This is a genomic window from Candidatus Cryosericum septentrionale (genome assembly GCF_003570995.1).
GTDB lineage: Bacteria > Caldisericota > Caldisericia > Cryosericales > Cryosericaceae > Cryosericum > Cryosericum septentrionale.
The window spans coordinates 125,697-141,680 of sequence record NZ_QXIY01000001.1; the positions used below are offsets into that span (position 1 = coordinate 125,697).

General features: G+C 56.8%; 18 protein-coding genes. 16 read left to right on the top strand and 2 right to left on the bottom strand.

From position 1 onward, the window contains the following. Positions 1 to 357 precede the first annotated feature (357 nt). The 5 genes from fabD (at position 358) to SMC1_RS11075 (ending at position 3,546) form a co-directional block, all read left to right on the top strand. On the top strand, positions 358 to 1,257 hold the full coding sequence (fabD, locus tag SMC1_RS00625; protein WP_243626437.1) for an ACP S-malonyltransferase: 900 nt from the start codon (positions 358 to 360) through the stop codon (positions 1,255 to 1,257). Beyond that, on the top strand, positions 1,254 to 1,997 hold the full coding sequence (fabG, locus tag SMC1_RS00630; protein WP_119084897.1) for a 3-oxoacyl-[acyl-carrier-protein] reductase: 744 nt from the start codon (positions 1,254 to 1,256) through the stop codon (positions 1,995 to 1,997). The genes fabD and fabG overlap by 4 nt, the downstream gene beginning before the upstream one ends. 34 nt (positions 1,998 to 2,031) lie before the next feature. Continuing rightward, entirely contained in the window at positions 2,032 to 2,274 is a 243-nt protein-coding gene (acpP, locus tag SMC1_RS00635; protein ID WP_119084879.1) for an acyl carrier protein, read from the top strand. A gap of 22 nt (positions 2,275 to 2,296) precedes the next feature. Continuing rightward, positions 2,297 to 3,298, top strand: coding sequence for a beta-ketoacyl-[acyl-carrier-protein] synthase family protein (locus SMC1_RS00640; protein WP_207799245.1), 1,002 nt, complete (start codon positions 2,297 to 2,299; stop codon positions 3,296 to 3,298). After that, positions 3,256 to 3,546 (top strand): hypothetical protein, encoded by a 291-nt coding sequence (locus SMC1_RS11075; RefSeq protein WP_207799248.1) that lies wholly within the window; start codon positions 3,256 to 3,258, stop codon positions 3,544 to 3,546. Before SMC1_RS00640 ends, SMC1_RS11075 begins: the two co-directional genes overlap by 43 nt. 79 nt (positions 3,547 to 3,625) lie before the next feature. On the opposite strand, the gene SMC1_RS00645 is transcribed toward SMC1_RS11075, so the two are convergent. Both SMC1_RS00645 and SMC1_RS00650 read right to left on the bottom strand, forming a co-directional pair. Beyond that, complete coding sequence (locus SMC1_RS00645) at positions 3,626 to 3,817, bottom strand: ferredoxin (protein ID WP_119084880.1); 192 nt, start codon at positions 3,815 to 3,817, stop codon at positions 3,626 to 3,628. A gap of 69 nt (positions 3,818 to 3,886) precedes the next feature. Continuing rightward, positions 3,887 to 5,602 (bottom strand): proline--tRNA ligase, encoded by a 1,716-nt coding sequence (locus tag SMC1_RS00650; protein ID WP_119084881.1) that lies wholly within the window; start codon positions 5,600 to 5,602, stop codon positions 3,887 to 3,889. 248 nt (positions 5,603 to 5,850) lie between these two features. Here SMC1_RS00650 and SMC1_RS00655 point away from each other — a divergent pair, with 248 nt between their 5' ends. From SMC1_RS00655 to SMC1_RS00705, 11 genes are all read left to right on the top strand, one after another. Continuing rightward, complete coding sequence (locus SMC1_RS00655) at positions 5,851 to 6,432, top strand: deoxynucleoside kinase (RefSeq protein WP_119084882.1); 582 nt, start codon at positions 5,851 to 5,853, stop codon at positions 6,430 to 6,432. 139 nt (positions 6,433 to 6,571) lie between these two features. Continuing rightward, positions 6,572 to 7,837: a Glu/Leu/Phe/Val family dehydrogenase gene (locus tag SMC1_RS00660; protein WP_119084883.1), complete on the top strand. Its 1,266-nt coding sequence runs from the start codon at positions 6,572 to 6,574 to the stop codon at positions 7,835 to 7,837. Positions 7,838 to 7,917: 80 nt separating this feature from the next. After that, positions 7,918 to 9,015, top strand: a complete 1,098-nt coding sequence (gene buk, locus SMC1_RS00665) for a butyrate kinase (protein ID WP_119084884.1) — start codon at positions 7,918 to 7,920, stop codon at positions 9,013 to 9,015. Positions 9,016 to 9,036: 21 nt separating this feature from the next. Further along, entirely contained in the window at positions 9,037 to 9,780 is a 744-nt protein-coding gene (locus SMC1_RS00670) for a hypothetical protein (RefSeq protein WP_119084885.1), read from the top strand. After that, positions 9,731 to 10,015, top strand: coding sequence for a 4Fe-4S dicluster domain-containing protein (locus SMC1_RS11180; RefSeq protein ID WP_243626441.1), 285 nt, complete (start codon positions 9,731 to 9,733; stop codon positions 10,013 to 10,015). Before SMC1_RS00670 ends, SMC1_RS11180 begins: the two co-directional genes overlap by 50 nt. After that, entirely contained in the window at positions 10,012 to 11,079 is a 1,068-nt protein-coding gene (gene vorB / locus SMC1_RS00680; protein WP_119084887.1) for a 3-methyl-2-oxobutanoate dehydrogenase subunit VorB, read from the top strand. The genes SMC1_RS11180 and vorB overlap by 4 nt, the downstream gene beginning before the upstream one ends. A 16-nt stretch (positions 11,080 to 11,095) precedes the next feature. Next, the gene (locus SMC1_RS00685) at positions 11,096 to 11,842 is read left to right on the top strand and encodes a thiamine pyrophosphate-dependent enzyme (RefSeq protein ID WP_119084898.1); all 747 of its coding nucleotides are present in this window, start codon (positions 11,096 to 11,098) and stop codon (positions 11,840 to 11,842) included. Continuing rightward, the gene (locus SMC1_RS00690; RefSeq protein WP_119084888.1) at positions 11,842 to 12,384 is read left to right on the top strand and encodes a 2-oxoacid:acceptor oxidoreductase family protein; all 543 of its coding nucleotides are present in this window, start codon (positions 11,842 to 11,844) and stop codon (positions 12,382 to 12,384) included. Before SMC1_RS00685 ends, SMC1_RS00690 begins: the two co-directional genes overlap by 1 nt. Positions 12,385 to 12,393: 9 nt before the next feature. Continuing rightward, positions 12,394 to 13,743: a putative aminohydrolase SsnA gene (gene ssnA, locus SMC1_RS00695; RefSeq protein ID WP_119084889.1), complete on the top strand. Its 1,350-nt coding sequence runs from the start codon at positions 12,394 to 12,396 to the stop codon at positions 13,741 to 13,743. A 131-nt stretch (positions 13,744 to 13,874) separates the two neighbouring features. Then, the gene (locus SMC1_RS00700) at positions 13,875 to 15,779 is read left to right on the top strand and encodes a DNA gyrase/topoisomerase IV subunit B (protein ID WP_119084890.1); all 1,905 of its coding nucleotides are present in this window, start codon (positions 13,875 to 13,877) and stop codon (positions 15,777 to 15,779) included. Positions 15,780 to 15,796: 17 nt separating this feature from the next. After that, the coding region (locus SMC1_RS00705) for a DNA gyrase subunit A (RefSeq protein ID WP_133299403.1) at positions 15,797 to 15,984 on the top strand (188 nt) is incomplete at its 3' end.

Genomic DNA, 15,984 nt, shown 5'->3' on the forward strand with positions numbered 1-15,984 from the left:
GAAGTCGTCGAACCCGAAGTCGTCGAGACTGAGGCCCCCGCCGTTGAGAACGTCGAGACCGCGGCAGCCGAACCCATGTCGACCGAAGAGGCTGTCCAGCACGAAGAGACAGAAGGGCCTACAGAGGCCTAACTGGCGACTCTGGCCTTTTGGTGTGCTTTTCCAGAAGAATACTTCCAGATAGGTTCAGATTGACGGGGTTGCAGTACCACGCAGAGATGTGTGGCAACTGCACTCCGTCTTTTTTTACCGTGGCTGGCATCAACGAATGCTGGGTTCTGGCCTCCTCGCGGTTCCCTGGTGCAAGAAGTACTGCGGTGGTCGTGCAATGAGCGCTGACAACAGGAGGAAGCAGTCATGATAGCATTTCTGTTTCCCGGGCAGGGTTCGCAATACGTGGGAATGGCCGGCAAAGTAGTCGACCCGATTGTGACTCGCAGGCTGTTTGGACAGGCAAGCGACTTGCTTGGTCTTGACCTATGGAATCTCGTCGAGGTAGGTGACGAGGCGGCACTGACTCGCACCGAGAACACCCAGCCTGCCCTCTTTGCGACCGAGATGGCATGGGTCGAGGCACTTGCGAGCAGGGGTATGGGCTGCGATGTTGCTGCCGGTCACAGCTTGGGGGAGTTCAGCGCGCTGTGTTGTGCCGGCGTCTTCACGTTTGAGGATGGCATTCGACTCGTGCGACGACGTGGAGAGATCATGGCAAGAGCTGCATCTGGATCGCCGGGTACGATGGCCGCCGTTGTAGGATTGGACGACAACGATCTGCAGCGTGTTCTTGCTGAAGGGCGTCGGTCCGGAATCGTGGAAGTCGCCAACTACAACGCTTCCGACCAGACGGTCGTGTCCGGCGAGATGGCTGCTGTGGATCGCGTCATTGGGGCCGTGAAGAAGATCGGCAGAGGACGCGCGATCAAGCTTCGTGTGAGCGCTCCTTTTCATTCGTCCATCATGGCTGGCGGTGCTGCCGAGTTTGGGGCGGTCGTGCATGATATCCCGTTTTCCCGGCCTCGTTTTCCCGTCGTGAACAATGTGGCAGCATTATCGGAAGATGACCCCGAGACAATCAGGGAGTGCCTTGTTGCGCAGTTCAAGAGCCCGGTGCAGTGGGTGCATACGATGGAGACACTCCAGAGAATGGGAGCGAGCGAGTACCTGGAGGTCGGGCCGAAGGGTGTGCTGACGGCGCTTGGTCGGAAGGCGGTTCCTGGAGGAAACGTCAGGGCCGTGGAGGACGAGATATGGCAATGACGCTGGAAGGAAAGACGGCCCTGGTTACGGGTGGATCCCGAGGCATCGGTAGAGGCATTGCTCTCGAGCTGGCTATGCAGGGAGCCAATATTGTCATCGATTTTCACCAGAACCGCGTGGCGGCAGAAGAAGTTGTCACAGCCGTCACTGCGATGGGTCGGGTCTGCGAAGCAATCCAGGCGGACGTGGGGGACGTCGCTCAGACCGACAGCCTGGTTGCGCGGAGTATCATGCTGACAGGTTCGCTGGACATCCTGGTCAGCAACGCTGGTATTACCCGAGACGCCTTGCTGGTCCGGATGACGGATGAGAAGTGGAACGACGTGCTGCGAACGAATCTCACCGGAACGTTCAACGTAACGCGGGCAGCTGCCCGCCACATGATGCGTCAGAAATCCGGGCGCATCGTGCTGATCTCGTCGGTAGTCGGGCTGGGAGGGAACGCCGGGCAAGCCAACTACGCGGCGAGCAAGGCAGGCGTTATCGCTCTTGCGAAGACGGCGGCGAAAGAGCTGGGGGCACGAGGGGTCACCGTCAATGTCGTTGCGCCTGGATTTGTGGAGACAGACATGACGAGCTCGCTTGACAATAAGGTCGTATCCTCGTATCTTGCCAGTATTCCGCTCAGACGGGCTGGAACGCCTGGCGACGTTGCCAAAGTTGTGGCGTTCCTTGTAAGTGAGGGCGCTTCGTACATTACCGGCCAAGTGCTCGCGGTTGACGGGGGATTGTCTCTCTGAAGCGCTTGGACATTCTTTTCTCAGGAGGAATCTGATGACCAAGGAAGAAATCCGCTCGAAGGTTGTAGACATTGCCAAGGAAAAGCTGGGTGTCGAAGAGTCTCGCATTACAGATGAGGCTCAATACGTCAAGGATCTTGGTGCCGACTCTCTCGCATTGGTCGACATTACAATGGCACTGGAAGACGCTTTTGGAACATCGATTCCCGACGAGGACATTGAGAAGATTGCGTCTGTGGGGCAGACAGTCGAGTACGTGATGTCCCACATTGCCTGACGCTGCAGGAGACAGAATTTCCATGGAGCGGACCCGTGTCGTCATAACGGGGCTTGGCATTGTGTCGCCGATCGGAAACAGCGTGCCTGCGTTTGAGGCGGCACTTGCGGCTGGCATTTCAGGTGTGGGGCCGATCACCCGGTTCGATGCAAGTGCCCTCAGTTGTCGTATAGCAGCCGAAGTAAAGGACTTCAACCCGGAGGACTACTTCGAGAAGCGTGACGTTGCACGTACCGACCGCGTACAGCAGCTGGCGCTTGCAGCTGCGCAAGAAGCCCTGCTGGACTCACGGCTGGATCTGGAGGCTGAGGACAGGGAACGAATCGCCGTCTACGTCACGAGCGGTATAGGTGGTGGCGCGTCCTTTGAAAGTGAAGTATTGCAGGCCGCTGTCAAGGGGCCTTCGCGCCTTTCCCCGTTTCTCATTCCGAAGATGCTTGTGGACTCCATCCCGGGAACCATAGCTGAGCGGTTCAAGCTCTATGGAGGGACCAGTTCAGACGTCAGCGCCTGCGCGAGTGGTACCCAGATGCTGGGAGATGCTCTTGAGGCTATTCGGCGAGGCGACGCAGACGTCATCGTGACGGGGGCGTCCGATGCTGCGGTGACAATGACCGGCATCGGAGCTTTTGCCAATATGCGTGCGCTTTCTACGCGAAATGATGATCCAGGACATGCTTCCCGGCCTTTCGACAAGGAACGCGATGGATTCGTCATGGGCGAAGGCGCAGGAATCCTGATTCTGGAACAACTTGATCATGCGCTTGCCAGGGGGGTGCACATCTATGGCGAGATCCTGTCTCAGGCAGTAACATCAGATGCGTACCATATGACGTCGCCTGATCCTGAGGCGAAACAGATCGTGCGGGCCATGCGTACCGCCATCGAGCGCGCAGGGCTTTCTCCACTCGATATCGACTACGTCAATGCACACGGAACANNACATCGACTCCGGCGAACGACCGGACGGAGTCATTTGCGTTGCAGACGCTTTTTGGAAGCCGAGCTCGCCTTGTTCCTGTGAGCTCCACAAAGTCCATGACCGGCCACCTGCTGGGTGCTGCTGGCGCCATAGAGACCATAGCTTGCATGTTGACCATCAAGAACAGACTGATCTATCCCACCATCAACTATGTAACATTCGACCCCGAGTGCCCGCTGGACTACGTCCCGAACATTGCACGTTCATCCGACGTCCAGTACATTCTCAAGAGTTCGTTCGGGTTTGGAGGTCACAACGTCTCTATTGTTCTGGGACGGTACGCAGGATAGCGTATCCACTGTCTGACAACCAAGAGGCCCCGTCAACATGTCGCTGACGGGGCCTCTTGGTACCTTATGAGGTAGCAGACTATTCTTCGACGATGATTGAGGCGACGGGGCATGATTCGGCGGCTTCTTTGCAGCAACCGGCAGCGCCACAATCGGCACCTGGGATGACCTCGGCCTTGCCGAGCTCATCATTGAGTCTGAACACCGTATCGCACAGGGCGACGCAAGCGCCACACCCGATGCAAGTCTCCTGATCGATTGAAACCTTCATGGTTCCTCCTTGGGATAGATGCTGTGTTTCTATTCTACTGGTTAACAGCTGGGTGTCAATTTGCCTGGGCTATTCTGTCGTTCGCACCAGATCGACAATGAATACGACTGCCTCTGAGGCAGAGACGGCTTTCTTGTCCGTCTTGTTGCTACGGAGAGTGACCTCGAAATTGCCAGTCTTGAGGAAGGAATTGCCGACGACAACCTGGATTGGGAAACCCATGAGGTCTGCATCGTTGAACTTGACACCTGCCGACTCACTTCGGTCATCAAGAATGACGTCAATCCCGGCCTTCTCGAGTCCTTTGTAAAGCTCCAGCGCGGCATGCCAGACTGCATCATCCCCCTTGTTGAGGGGAAGGACAACGACTTGGAAGGGGGCGACGGACACCGGCCAGACGATACCCTTGTCGTCGTGATGCTGCTCGATGATGGCGGCCAGTGTGCGCCCGATGCCAATGCCGTAGCACCCCATGAAATAAGGCTTCTCACTGCCATCTTCATCGACATAGTTGGCATGAAGAGGAATTGAGTACTTCGTACCGAGCTTGAACGTGTGACCGACCTCGATACCTGTGGCCGTATGTAGCGGATGGCCGCATACGGGGCAAAGGTCCCCTTCCCGGACGGTCCTTATGTCTGCCACGACGGTCGAGTCAAAGTCCCGCCCAAAGAAAGCGTTCCTGATGTGGAACCCATCTCTGCCGGCTCCGACGGTGTAGGCGACGTCCCGACGAACCATCTCGTCGACAACGACGGGTACTGCCGTCTGCATGGGCCCGACTGAACCTGGGTGAACGCCAAGGATGCTCAGTACTTCCTCGTCGGTCGCCAGTCGGCCCTCGCGGGCTTGCACGGCTTTCCGGAGCTTGACCTCGTTGATGTCGTCGTCTCCTCGAACTACGAGGAGGCAGGGTTTGTCGTCAGCGACATAGAGGATGGATTTGAGGACGGTGCCTGGATCGACGGCAAAGAAGCGGGCGACCTCTTCGATGGAGTGGATACCAGGTGTGGCTATGCTTTCCGGGGTCGGCGGAGTACCCGTAGCAGTGTCAGGGCTCGTTGCCGGATGCGCTTTCGAGAGTTCGAGGTTGGCAGCATAGCCGCAGTTGTCGCATGCGGCGTAAGAACACTCTCCGTTGTCTGCCTGAACCGTGAACTCGTGGGACGACGAACCGCCGATGGCGCCAGAATCTGCTTGGATAGGGCGGAACGTGAGGCCCACGCGGTGGAAAATGTTGTTGTACGCCTCAAACATGAGGGCGTAGTTCGGCTCGATGGAGACCTCGTCGCGATCGAAGCTGTAGGCGTCCATCATCGTGAACTCACGGCTGCGAATCAGCCCATACCTGGGGCGAATCTCATCCCGATACTTGTTGGTAATGTGGTACAGATTGAACGGCAATTCCTTGTAGGAATGGCGCTCACTGCCGACAACAGACGTGACCAGTTCCTCATGCGTCGGTCCCAGGCAGAACGAACGGCCCTTCCTGTCAGTCAGCTTGAACATTTCGTCGCCGTACAGATCCCAACGGCCGGTCGCCTGCCAAGGTTCAGCAGGCATCAACAAAGGCATCAGGATTTCCTGGGCGCCATGGCTGTCCATCTCCTGGCGCACAATTGCCTCTATACGCTGCTTGACGCGCAGGCCAAGATTGAGATAGGTGTAGATGCCGGAAGCCGATTTGCGAAGCAGGCCGGCACGAAGCATGAGTTGGCCGCTTATGGTATCGGCGTCCTGGGGAACTTCACGCAGACGCGGTGCAAAGACTTTGCTCAGATACAAGGTTTCCTCCTGATGTCACAGACGAGCATATACATTATAGATGCAGGGTCGGTTTTGCAAGGGAGTCGATTGCTGCTAATATTAACAAACACAAGGATCGGAAGGGCAGATCCTGGACGTTGACGGTAGCAGGGGAGACACGCAGTGCCAGGGGAGACCGCGGTGTTCGACATGGCCTTAGGGAAAGGCGAGCGTGAACTGTGATCGGGTCCAGGCCTGCTCTCGGACATAGTTCGCAGGGGGAAATCATGTACTTGGTCATTGCAGGAAACATTGGTGCAGGGAAGACGTCGCTTGCTCAGATGATCTCGCGTGAGCTTGGTTTTTCCGTCTACTTCGAAGCGTTCGGCGAGAACCCGTTCCTGCCCAGCTATTACCAGGACATGCGTCGCTGGGCATTTGCGACACAGATCAGCTTCCTGGCTCTCCGGTATGAGCAGATTCTGAACCACGTCCTGATGAGCGATGTCCCCGCTATCCTTGACCGTTCCATCTATGAAGATCGTGAGATCTTCGCCAAGGCACTTGTGCGTGATGGACTCCTGTCGCCAGACGAGTGGAATACCTATGACAAGCTCTATCAGCTCATGGTACGCCGGCTTCCCAATCCCAACCTGCTCGTGTATCTTCGCCGGGACGTCCCGACGCTCCTTGCCAACATCCGCAAACGCAATCGCAGCATTGAGAACATCAGCGGAGACTACCTGGAGGGTCTGAACAAGCAGTACGAGGAGTTCTACGGGAGCTGGCATTATCCCAAGGTCGTGTTCGAGGAGGACATCTTTGACCATGCCGCTGACGTGCTGCAGCTTATCAAGAGTGCCATCTAGCGCGCAGTTGTGTTTTTTTTCACAAATACTTGCAATGTTGGTGCATGGGCGTAAGATATGAAATGGCGTTTTAAAGCCCCATAACGGGACGGCTCTCCATTCTCCCTGAGAGCCAACACCACACGTCACGGAGGCTATTATGGCAGGTGAGAAGAAAAACTGGTTCCAGGTAGCTCAAGACAGAATTCAGATTGCAGGCACGAAGCTCGGTCAAAATCCAGAGATCACAGAGATTCTCCGCAACCCACAGAGGACGCTCAGCGTTTCCATTCCTGTTCGCATGGATGATGGCACCACGAAGGTTTTCCAGGGATTCCGCTGCCAACACAACGACGCGGTTGGACCGACCAAAGGCGGCATCCGATTCCATCAGGACGAGACCCTCGAGGATGTTAAGGCTCTGGCGACCCTCATGACGCTCAAGTGTGCCGTCGTCGGACTCCCGTATGGTGGCGGCAAGGGAGGCATCGTTGTCGATCCCACGAAGTTGTCCACCGGCGAGCTCGAGAGACTTTCCCGTGGATACATCCGCGCGTTGGGAACGTTTGTCGGCCCCGACCGCGATGTTCCTGCTCCGGATGTCAATACCAATGGCCAGATCATGGCATGGATGATCGATGAGTACAGCAAGCTGACCGGCCACAATACGTTTGCCCTCTTGACAGGGAAACCCCTTATCCTCGGCGGGTCTCTTGGCAGGACTGCTGCGACCGGGCTTGGCGGCGTCTATTGCCTGCGCCTCGCTGCAAAGAAGATGGGGATGAGCCTCAAGGGTGCCACTGTCGCCGTTGAGGGTTTTGGCAACGTTGGCTTCTATGCTTCGAGGATCCTTCGTGAGGAAGATGGCGCAAAGATCGTTGCCATTACGATGGTCAGCGGGGGCGTCTACGACCCCAAGGGTATCGACCCCGATGATCTGAAGGCCTATGAGAACAAGAACGGCACCGTGAAGGGGTATAAGGGGCTCGACAACGTGTCCAATGAGCAACTGCGCGCGCTGGACGTCGACATCTATATACCTGCAGCTCTCCAGAACGCCATCCTCAAGGACAATGCAAAGGACGTCAAGGCGAAGATCGTCGTGGAACTTGCCAATGGTGGCGTCAACCCTGATGCAGACGAGATTCTTGAGAAGAACGGTGCTTTTGTTATCCCGGACATTCTGGGCAACGCCGGCGGTGTCACCGTCTCCTACTTTGAGTGGGTTCAGAACAACTACGGTTACTACTGGTCTGAGAAGGAAGTCAATGAGAAGCTTGAACGTGTCATGACCGAGGCATTCGAGCGTGTCCACAATATGTACACCAAGCACAAGGCAGACAAGGTCACGATGAGGATGGCCGCTGACATGGTCGCAGTCGAGCGTATCGGTGAGGCCGTCAAGGTTCGCGGCTGGGTAGGCTGATAGATAGTAGTTCTCTCTGGAGGGCGCGTTCAGCGCGCCCTCCTTTTCTTGCTGGTGCGTCTAGCATATTGGAGGCGGCCTTGCCATTCAGGATTCTTGTCATCAATCCTGGCTCTACGAGCACCAAGCTGTCGATCTTCGAGGACCGGACTCCTGTCGCGGCGGAAACCGTTTCGCACGACGCTGCGATTATTGCCCAATTTATCTCGCTCATGGACCAGCTGCCAATGCGGCTGGCGATTGTCAAGGATTTCCTCACCCGCCACAGTGTAGCTGTGGCGGGTCTATCGGCTATTGCCTGCAGGGGAGGACTGTTACGACCGCTTCCCTCAGGAACGTATCGTGTCGATGAGACGATGGTGCATGACCTGCACGAACCTATACTGGGCGCACACGCGTCCAATCTGGCCGCATGCATCGGATTCGAGCTGTCAAAGGAATCGGGTGTTCCGGCGTTCATCGTAGACCCCGTCGTTGTCGACGAACTGAACCCATTGGCGCGTCTCTCCGGCTTGAAGGGGCTTGAGCGCGTGAGCATCTTTCATGCCCTCAACCAGAAGGCTGTGGCCAGACAGGCGGCGGCAGACCTTGGCAAGACCTATGAAGAAGCGAATCTCATCGTTGTTCATCTCGGTGGAGGAATCTCTGTTGCGGCGCACCACTTGGGTCGGGTCATCGACGTGAACAATGCGCTCAACGGTGACGGTCCCTTCGCTCCTGAGAGAGCGGGCAGTCTGCCGGCTGTTGGGCTGGTCAAATTGTGCTTTTCGGGTGCATATTCGCAGCCGGAGGTGATGAAACTCCTTGCAGGCAAAGGAGGGTTGGTCAGCCACCTCGGAACGAATGACGCTCGCATGGTTGAGAAGATGATCGACGATGGGGACGAGCACGCTCTCCTGGTGTACACCGCAATGGCGTATACGGTCGCGAAGACCATCGGGGAAATGGCCACCGTACTGAAGGGGGACGTCGACGCCATTGTCGTGACGGGAGGTATCGCCCGGTCGGCTTTCCTCGTCGACGAGATCACGAGGCGCGTCCAGTTCATCGCACCCGTCAAGGTCTATCCGGGCGAGGACGAGATGAAAGCGCTGGCTTTGGGCGTGCTCCGCGTACTGGATGGTTCAGTACCCGTCGGAGTGTATCCGCCGGAGCAGGCGGATAGCGGACGGTCCTGAGTACGTTGGACGTGTAGGCCGATGCGTGAACTTGCCGATTTGTTTGGTCGCCCCCGGACGGGCCAGTCGATCGTGTTTGCAGGGCCATCCGGGTCGGGCAAGACCGAGGTCGCTATCAACCTGGCCCTGTCTCTGATCCGGGTGACGACGTCCCCAGTTACACTGTGCGACCTGGATGTCGTCAAGCCCTATTTTCGGCTTCGTGACATGTTGCGGCTGCTCACTAAGGACGAAGCAGGGAGACTGACCATCGTCGAACCGGAGCATCGACTGCTTCATGCAGACATCCCGACGTTTCCTCGTAATCTGCATGCTCTTCTGTCTTCTCCAGAGACAATCAAGGTCATCGATGTTGGTGGAGGCGCCATCGGGGCAGGAGCCGTCGCCCAGTTTCGTGAAACGATTATTGCCAGTGACTATAGCCTGTACATCGTGGTGAACACGCTGCGACCGGGAATGGACAGCGCTGATGGCCTGAAGCGTATGCTGACGGCTATTCGCTCGGGCGCGCGCCTTGAGGTGACTGGACTTGTTGCCAACACAAATCTGCAGGCGGAGACGATTGCGGAAGACGTACAGCGTGGCTACGATGCCGTCAAGGCTCTCGGCGATAGTGAAGGGTTGCCTGTCGTCGCGGTGCTTGTGTCGCCGGAGTATGCTGACCAGGTAGTGCATCGACTCGCGCCAGGTGCGGCCGGGCTTCTGTCGGTGATTCGTGTTTTCAATCGTATTCTGGATACAGTCGGGTCGCAAACGGAATTCTGAAGCAATATGGAGGTCTACCTTGGAAAGAGTCTCTATTGACGAAGAGCGGTGCAAGAGTTGCGGTCTGTGCATCAGCATTTGTCCTGTCAAGATCCTGATCATAAGTGATCGACTGAATGCCCGCGGTTTCAGACCTGCGCAGTGCACGGATCAGGACAAATGTACCAGTTGCGGTTCGTGCGCGCTGATCTGCCCTGATATTGCCATCGAGCTGCACAGAGAGGTGAAGGTATGAGCGACAAGGTTCTCATGAAGGGGGCGGAAGCCCTTGCCGAAGGTGCTATCCAGGCGGGATGCCGCTACTACTTTGGCTACCCAATCACGCCACAGAATGAGACGCCCGAGTACATGAGCCGCCGTCTCCCGGAGGTTGGCGGCAGATTCGTGCAGGCTGAAAGCGAGGTTGCGTCTATCAACATGGTCTACGGTGCTGCCTGCGCTGGTGTTCGGGTGATGACGTCGTCCTCCAGCCCAGGTATTTCCCTGATGCAGGAAGGCATTTCCTACATCAGCGGCTCCAATGTCCCGTGTGTAGTCATGAATGCCATGCGTGGCGGGCCTGGCCTCGGCAACATTGCTCCCGCTCAGGCGGATTACTTCCAGGCAGTCAAAGGGGGCGGCAACGGGGACTACAAACGCATTGTCTTTGCTCCCTCATCGATCCAGGAAGGCGTGGACCTGTTTGTCGATGCGTTCGAACTGGCGGACAAGTACCGCATGGTGGTCATGGTTATTGTTGATGGTCTCATCGGGCAGATGATGGAACCCGTCGAGTTCAAGACCAGGATCGATGTTTCGACGCTGAAGACCCCGGAATGGGCAACGGTCGGGCGACATGGGCGTGACCATGCAAACATCATTACTAGTCTTACGCTGGATGCTGCCGGACTGGAGCAGTGGAACCTCAAACTGCAGGCAAAATACGCGCAGGTCGAGCTGACCGAAAGCCGTATCGAGGAGTATCAGATGGACGATGCCGACTACGCGATCATCGCGTATGGCACGATGGCGCGTATTGCGAAAACGACAATACGGATTGCACGTGCCAAGGGGATCAAGCTCGGGTTGCTGCGTCCGATAACAGTCTGGCCATTTCCTGCAAAGCAGATACAGACATACGTTGGCAAACTGAAGGGGACTCTGACGGTCGAACTTGCGTACAGGCAACTGTTTGAGGATGTCCAGCTGGCATTGTGCGGCAAGATACCTCTGGGCTGGTATGGGCGGGGCGGCGGAGTCGTGCCGGGACCTCAGGAAATACTAGCGGCGTTCGAAGAGCAGTTCGGGAAAGGACGGTAGAGCCATGGCTGAACAGATGAAAGTCATCTACGAACGCCCCAGATCGTGGGCAAACAAGGTAACGCACTACTGTCCGGGATGCACACATGGAGTCGCCCATCGGCTTGTCGCCGAGTTGGTGGATGAGATGGGACTCGTGGACAAGACCATTGGGGTCTGGCCGGTTGGTTGTGCCGTTCTTGGATATGACTACTTCAACTTCGACAGCGTCGAGGCGGCGCATGGCCGTGCTCCAGCGATGGCCACCGGCATCAAGGTCACGAATCCGGACAACTTCGTGTTTACCTACCAGGGAGACGGCGATCTTGCCAGCATTGGCATGGCAGAGATCGTCCATGCTGCGGCACGCGGCTGGCCCATTACCGTCATCTTCATCAACAACGGGAACTACGGTATGACCGGCGGCCAGATGGCGCCAACAACGCTTCTTGGCCAGAAGACCACGACAAGTCCTCTTGGCCGCACTCCGCAGGCCAACGGTTTTCCTATCCGTGTAGCCGAGATGCTCGCCCAGCTTGATGGACCTGCCTATATCGCCCGTGTCTCTCTGGATTCGCCAGTGAACATCCGCAAGGCGAAGAGTGCCATGCGCAAGGCCTTCAATGCTCAGGTGCGTGGTATTGGATTCTCACTCGTCGAGTGCCTGTCGACCTGTCCGACCAACTGGAAGCTGACGCCTGTGGAATCAATGGAACGCGTCCGTAAGGAAGTCATGCCCTACTTCCCACTTGGTGAGTTCAAGGTCGTCGAGGGGGTGCTGTGATGGAGCACAACGTCGTCATTGCAGGATTTGGCGGACAGGGCGTCATGCTCATTGGCGAACTTCTGGCACGCGCAGGCATGGAGGAAGGCAAGGAAGTCACGTGGTTGCCCTCATACGGTCCAGAGCAACGTGGTGGAACGGCCAACTGCGCAGTGGTAGTCGCGGACGAGCCGATTGCCTCTCCACTCCTGACTGAGCCACAGGCAGCGATCGTGTTCAATCGGCAGTCGTTCGACAAGTTCGAGCCTGCCATCGAGAAGGGAGGATTGCTCGTCATCGACTCAACTTTGATTGACAGGAAGGCTTCCCGTGCGGACTTGGACGTGGTGTACATTCCTGCGACGGACATCGCGACGGAGCTGGGCAACTCGAAATTCACCAATATGGTGCTCCTGGGTGCCTATCTTGGCAAGGTCAACCCCATCAGCATAGCGTCTGTCCATGGGGCTTTGTCAGTGTTCCTGACGGGCAAGAAGGCTGCTCTCATCGAGGTCAACAAGAAGGCGTTGCAGGCCGGCGTCGACTTCGTTAACAAGAAGTAGGGGCGGGGGATGGCAGAACTCCTCGTCAGGAACGCTCGCATTGTCTACCCAGCGACGAGGGGTTTTGTCGTCGACCGGGGATGGCTTCTGGCCCAGGACGGCGTGATTTCTGGTCTGGCCGCGGGGGACGTTCCAGTGGATGTCGCGCGGCTGGTTGCAGGAAGGCAGGAGATCGACGCCGCCGGCATGACGTTGCTCCCAGGGCTGCTCAACACGCATATGCACCTGTACTCGATGTACTCGCGAGGCATCGGCACTGGGCGTGTATCCCATAGTTTCCTCGACGTGCTCCAGGATCTCTGGTGGCGCCTGGATCGCTCCCTGCTTAAGGATGCCTGCTGGATGAGCGCAACGTTCAGCGGGATGGACTCTCTGCGCTCCGGAACGACGACAATCGTTGACCATCATGCTTCACCCAGCTACATCGCTGGAAGCTTGTCGACGCTGTCCGATGCGTTGAGCAAGATCGGTTTGCGGCACGTGCTTTCCTATGAGATCACCGATCGTAATGGCATACAGGGGGCAGTCGCAGGCGTCGACGAGAACACTCGTTTCTTCGACGAGGTTCGGGAGAAGAAAGGGCTGGCTTCGGGCATGGTTGGCCTGCATGCCTCGTTCACGGTCTCAGACGTCACCCTCACCACCTTGCGCGAGAGAGTCGGGTCACGCAAGGTCGGGTATCACGTTCATGTAGCTGAGGGTGCCGTTGACGAGGAAGACAGTGTCGAAAAGTATGGCAAACGCATCGTGACCCGTCTGGACGATGCGGGATTGCTCGGTCCCCGGTCGATTGCGGTACATTGTGTCGGCATCGACGCGTCAGAGAGGGAATTGCTTGCGAAGTCAGGAACGCCCGTCGTCGTGAACACTATGTCCAACATGAACAATGCGGTCGGTCTTCCGGCCGTTCGAGAGATGCTGAAGGCTGGCATACAGGTCGGCATAGGGACCGATGGCTATACAGCAAACATGTTCGAGGAGTTCCGGAATACCCTTGTGGGGCTCAGGCACCGATACGAGGATCCGGCCGGTTTCTGGGCTGAGGTGCAACAGGCTCAGATCGAGACGAATGCCGATATTGTGTCGCGCTGTACGGGGTGCACAGTGGGCCGGCTGGAAGAAGGGGCGGCTGCAGACTTCATTCTCGTTGACTACGCCAGTCCTACTCCATTGAACTCGGAGAATGCTTTTGGCCACATGTTTTTTGGGATGTCGGCGGACCTGGTCGACACTGTCGTTGTCAATGGAAATGTCGCCGTGAAGGGACACCATGTCCTGGGCGTGAACAGGGAGGACCTCGAACGAGAGTCGCGGAAGGTCGCAAAGGCTGTCTGGGAGGCGTTTGACCGACTGTCTTAGTTTCCAACGGGCATCTGACAGAAATGTACTTGACATAGGGTACTGCGGAAAGCGTCTGAACGCTTGTTCCTGCATTGCATTTCCTCTATTCCATGATACCATATAATAGTCAGAAAACAGGAGGATTGCGTATGCAGGATTCTCAGTACACCGCAAAGGACATCAAGGTACTTGAAGGCCTAGAACATGTTCGAACCAGACCTTCAATGTATATTGGGTCAACTGATTCACGGGGTCTGCATCATCTGGTGCAGGAAGTCGTGGATAATTCCATCGACGAATCCATGGCTGGCTTCTGCACCAAGATTGACGTTGGACTCAGCGCAGACCACAAGACCGTCGATGTGCGCGACAACGGCCGTGGCATACCGACCGACATGCACCCCGTCCTGGGCATATCGGGTGTCGAGGTAGCTTTGACACGCCTCAATGCAGGTGGCAAGTTCGACAAGAAGAGCTACCACGTTTCCGGTGGTTTGCATGGCGTCGGTGTCTCCGTCGTCAATGCCCTCTCGAACCGTCTCTACGTCGAGGTGACACAGTGGGGAAAGGTGTTCCAGGAAGAGTTCTGTCGCGGCAAGCCCATGTATCACCTCCGTGTCAAGGAGGAAGGGATTCCCGCTGGCGTTTCAGGCACGTACGTGAGCTTTACTCCAGACGAAGAGGTCTTCGGTGAGTTTATTTTCGATCCCGAGCGCATCGGCAAGCGTTTGCGTGAACTGGCTTTCCTGAACTCCGGGCTGGAAATCGACTTCGTCGACCATGCAACGGAAGAAGTTCAGGTCTTCAAGTATGACAAGGGGCTCATTGCGTTCGTGCGATACATGAACGAAGGCAGTGAGGTCGTGCCGCCGGATCCCGTGCATTTCATGCGAGACACGGAAGGTCTCTTTCTCGAGGTTGCTTTCCAGTACAACACCGGCTACAACGACCAGATGATCTCCTACGTCAACAACATCAATACGGTTGACGGCGGTGTCCATGAGCTGGCCTTCAAGAACGCCTTCACACGCCTGTTCAACGCCAAGGCGCGGCAGGTAAAGGTGATGAAGCCCGAGGACAGTCTCGGCGGCGAGGACATTCGTGAAGGCCTGGTGGTCATCATCAACCTTCGCATCCCTGACCCCCAGTTTGAGGGCCAGACCAAGACGCGGCTCGGGAATGCTGATCTCAAGGGGCCCATGGAGGCCGCGGTCGAGGAAGAGGTGGAGCTGTACCTCGATAAGCACATCGATGAGTTCAAGGCAATGGCCAATAAGGCTATCAGTGCGAAGTTTGCGCGTGAAGCGGCGCGCAAGGCCCGTGACCTCGTCCGCCGCAAGACCGAGCTGGACGGCGGGCGCCTGCCGGGCAAACTTGCAGACTGCTCGTCCCAGGACCCGGCTGAATCAGAGCTCTACATTGTCGAGGGTGACTCCGCAGGCGGCAGCGCCAAGCAGGGCCGGAACCGGCGTACCCAGGCGATTCTGCCCCTGAGGGGCAAGATTCTCAACGTAGAGAAGGTCGGTATCCAACGAGCCCTCGAGAATGAGGAGATCAAGGCTCTCATCACTTCCATCGGTACGGGGGTCATGGACGATATCAAGCTCGAGAAGCTGCGGTATCACAAGATCGTTATCATGACGGATGCCGATGTTGATGGAGCGCATATCCGGACGCTGCTGCTCACGTTTTTCTACCGCTACATGCGCCCGCTCGTTGTCAACCAGAATATTTACTTTGCCCAGCCTCCACTTTTTGCTGTCATCGATGGCAAGACAACGCGCTATGCGTTCTCTGACGACGAACTTCGGACACTGCTGTCCCAAACGAAGGGCAAGCCTGATGTCCAGCGGTACAAAGGATTGGGAGAGATGAACCCTGAGCAGTTGTGGTCAACGACGATGGACCCGGCCACTCGACTTATGGGACGTGTCACCTTGGAGGAAGCCGAGGAGGCTGAACGCATTTTCACGCTGCTTATGGGCGAGAAGGTGGAGCCTCGTCGCAAGTTTATCATTGATCACGCGCGTGAAGTCTACAACTTGGACATTTGACGGAGCGAGGGACACTGATGTTAGAAAACGATAGAGTATTCAACGTCTACGTCGAGGAGGAGATGAAGAAGTCCTACCTCGAGTACTCCATGAGCGTTATCATCGGTCGAGCGCTGCCGGACTTCCGCGATGGTCTGAAACCCGTGCATCGCCGTATCCTCTTCGCCATGTATGAGCTGGGGTGTTTCTGGAACAAGCCGTACAA

Coding starts and splice junctions, on each gene's coding strand:
- SMC1_RS00645 (WP_119084880.1), bottom strand. CDS start 3,817: ATGAAGGTTTCAATCGATCAGGAGACTTGCATCGGGTGTGGCGCTTGC.
- SMC1_RS00660 (WP_119084883.1), top strand. CDS start 6,572: ATGGCAGGTGAGAAGAAAAACTGGTTCCAGGTAGCTCAAGACAGAATT.
- SMC1_RS00700 (WP_119084890.1), top strand. CDS start 13,875: ATGCAGGATTCTCAGTACACCGCAAAGGACATCAAGGTACTTGAAGGC.
- SMC1_RS00655 (WP_119084882.1), top strand. CDS start 5,851: ATGTACTTGGTCATTGCAGGAAACATTGGTGCAGGGAAGACGTCGCTT.
- SMC1_RS00690 (WP_119084888.1), top strand. CDS start 11,842: ATGGAGCACAACGTCGTCATTGCAGGATTTGGCGGACAGGGCGTCATG.
- vorB (WP_119084887.1), top strand. CDS start 10,012: ATGAGCGACAAGGTTCTCATGAAGGGGGCGGAAGCCCTTGCCGAAGGT.
- SMC1_RS00685 (WP_119084898.1), top strand. CDS start 11,096: ATGAAAGTCATCTACGAACGCCCCAGATCGTGGGCAAACAAGGTAACG.
- fabG (WP_119084897.1), top strand. CDS start 1,254: ATGACGCTGGAAGGAAAGACGGCCCTGGTTACGGGTGGATCCCGAGGC.
- SMC1_RS00670 (WP_119084885.1), top strand. CDS start 9,037: ATGCGTGAACTTGCCGATTTGTTTGGTCGCCCCCGGACGGGCCAGTCG.
- acpP (WP_119084879.1), top strand. CDS start 2,032: ATGACCAAGGAAGAAATCCGCTCGAAGGTTGTAGACATTGCCAAGGAA.
- ssnA (WP_119084889.1), top strand. CDS start 12,394: ATGGCAGAACTCCTCGTCAGGAACGCTCGCATTGTCTACCCAGCGACG.
- fabD (WP_243626437.1), top strand. CDS start 358: ATGATAGCATTTCTGTTTCCCGGGCAGGGTTCGCAATACGTGGGAATG.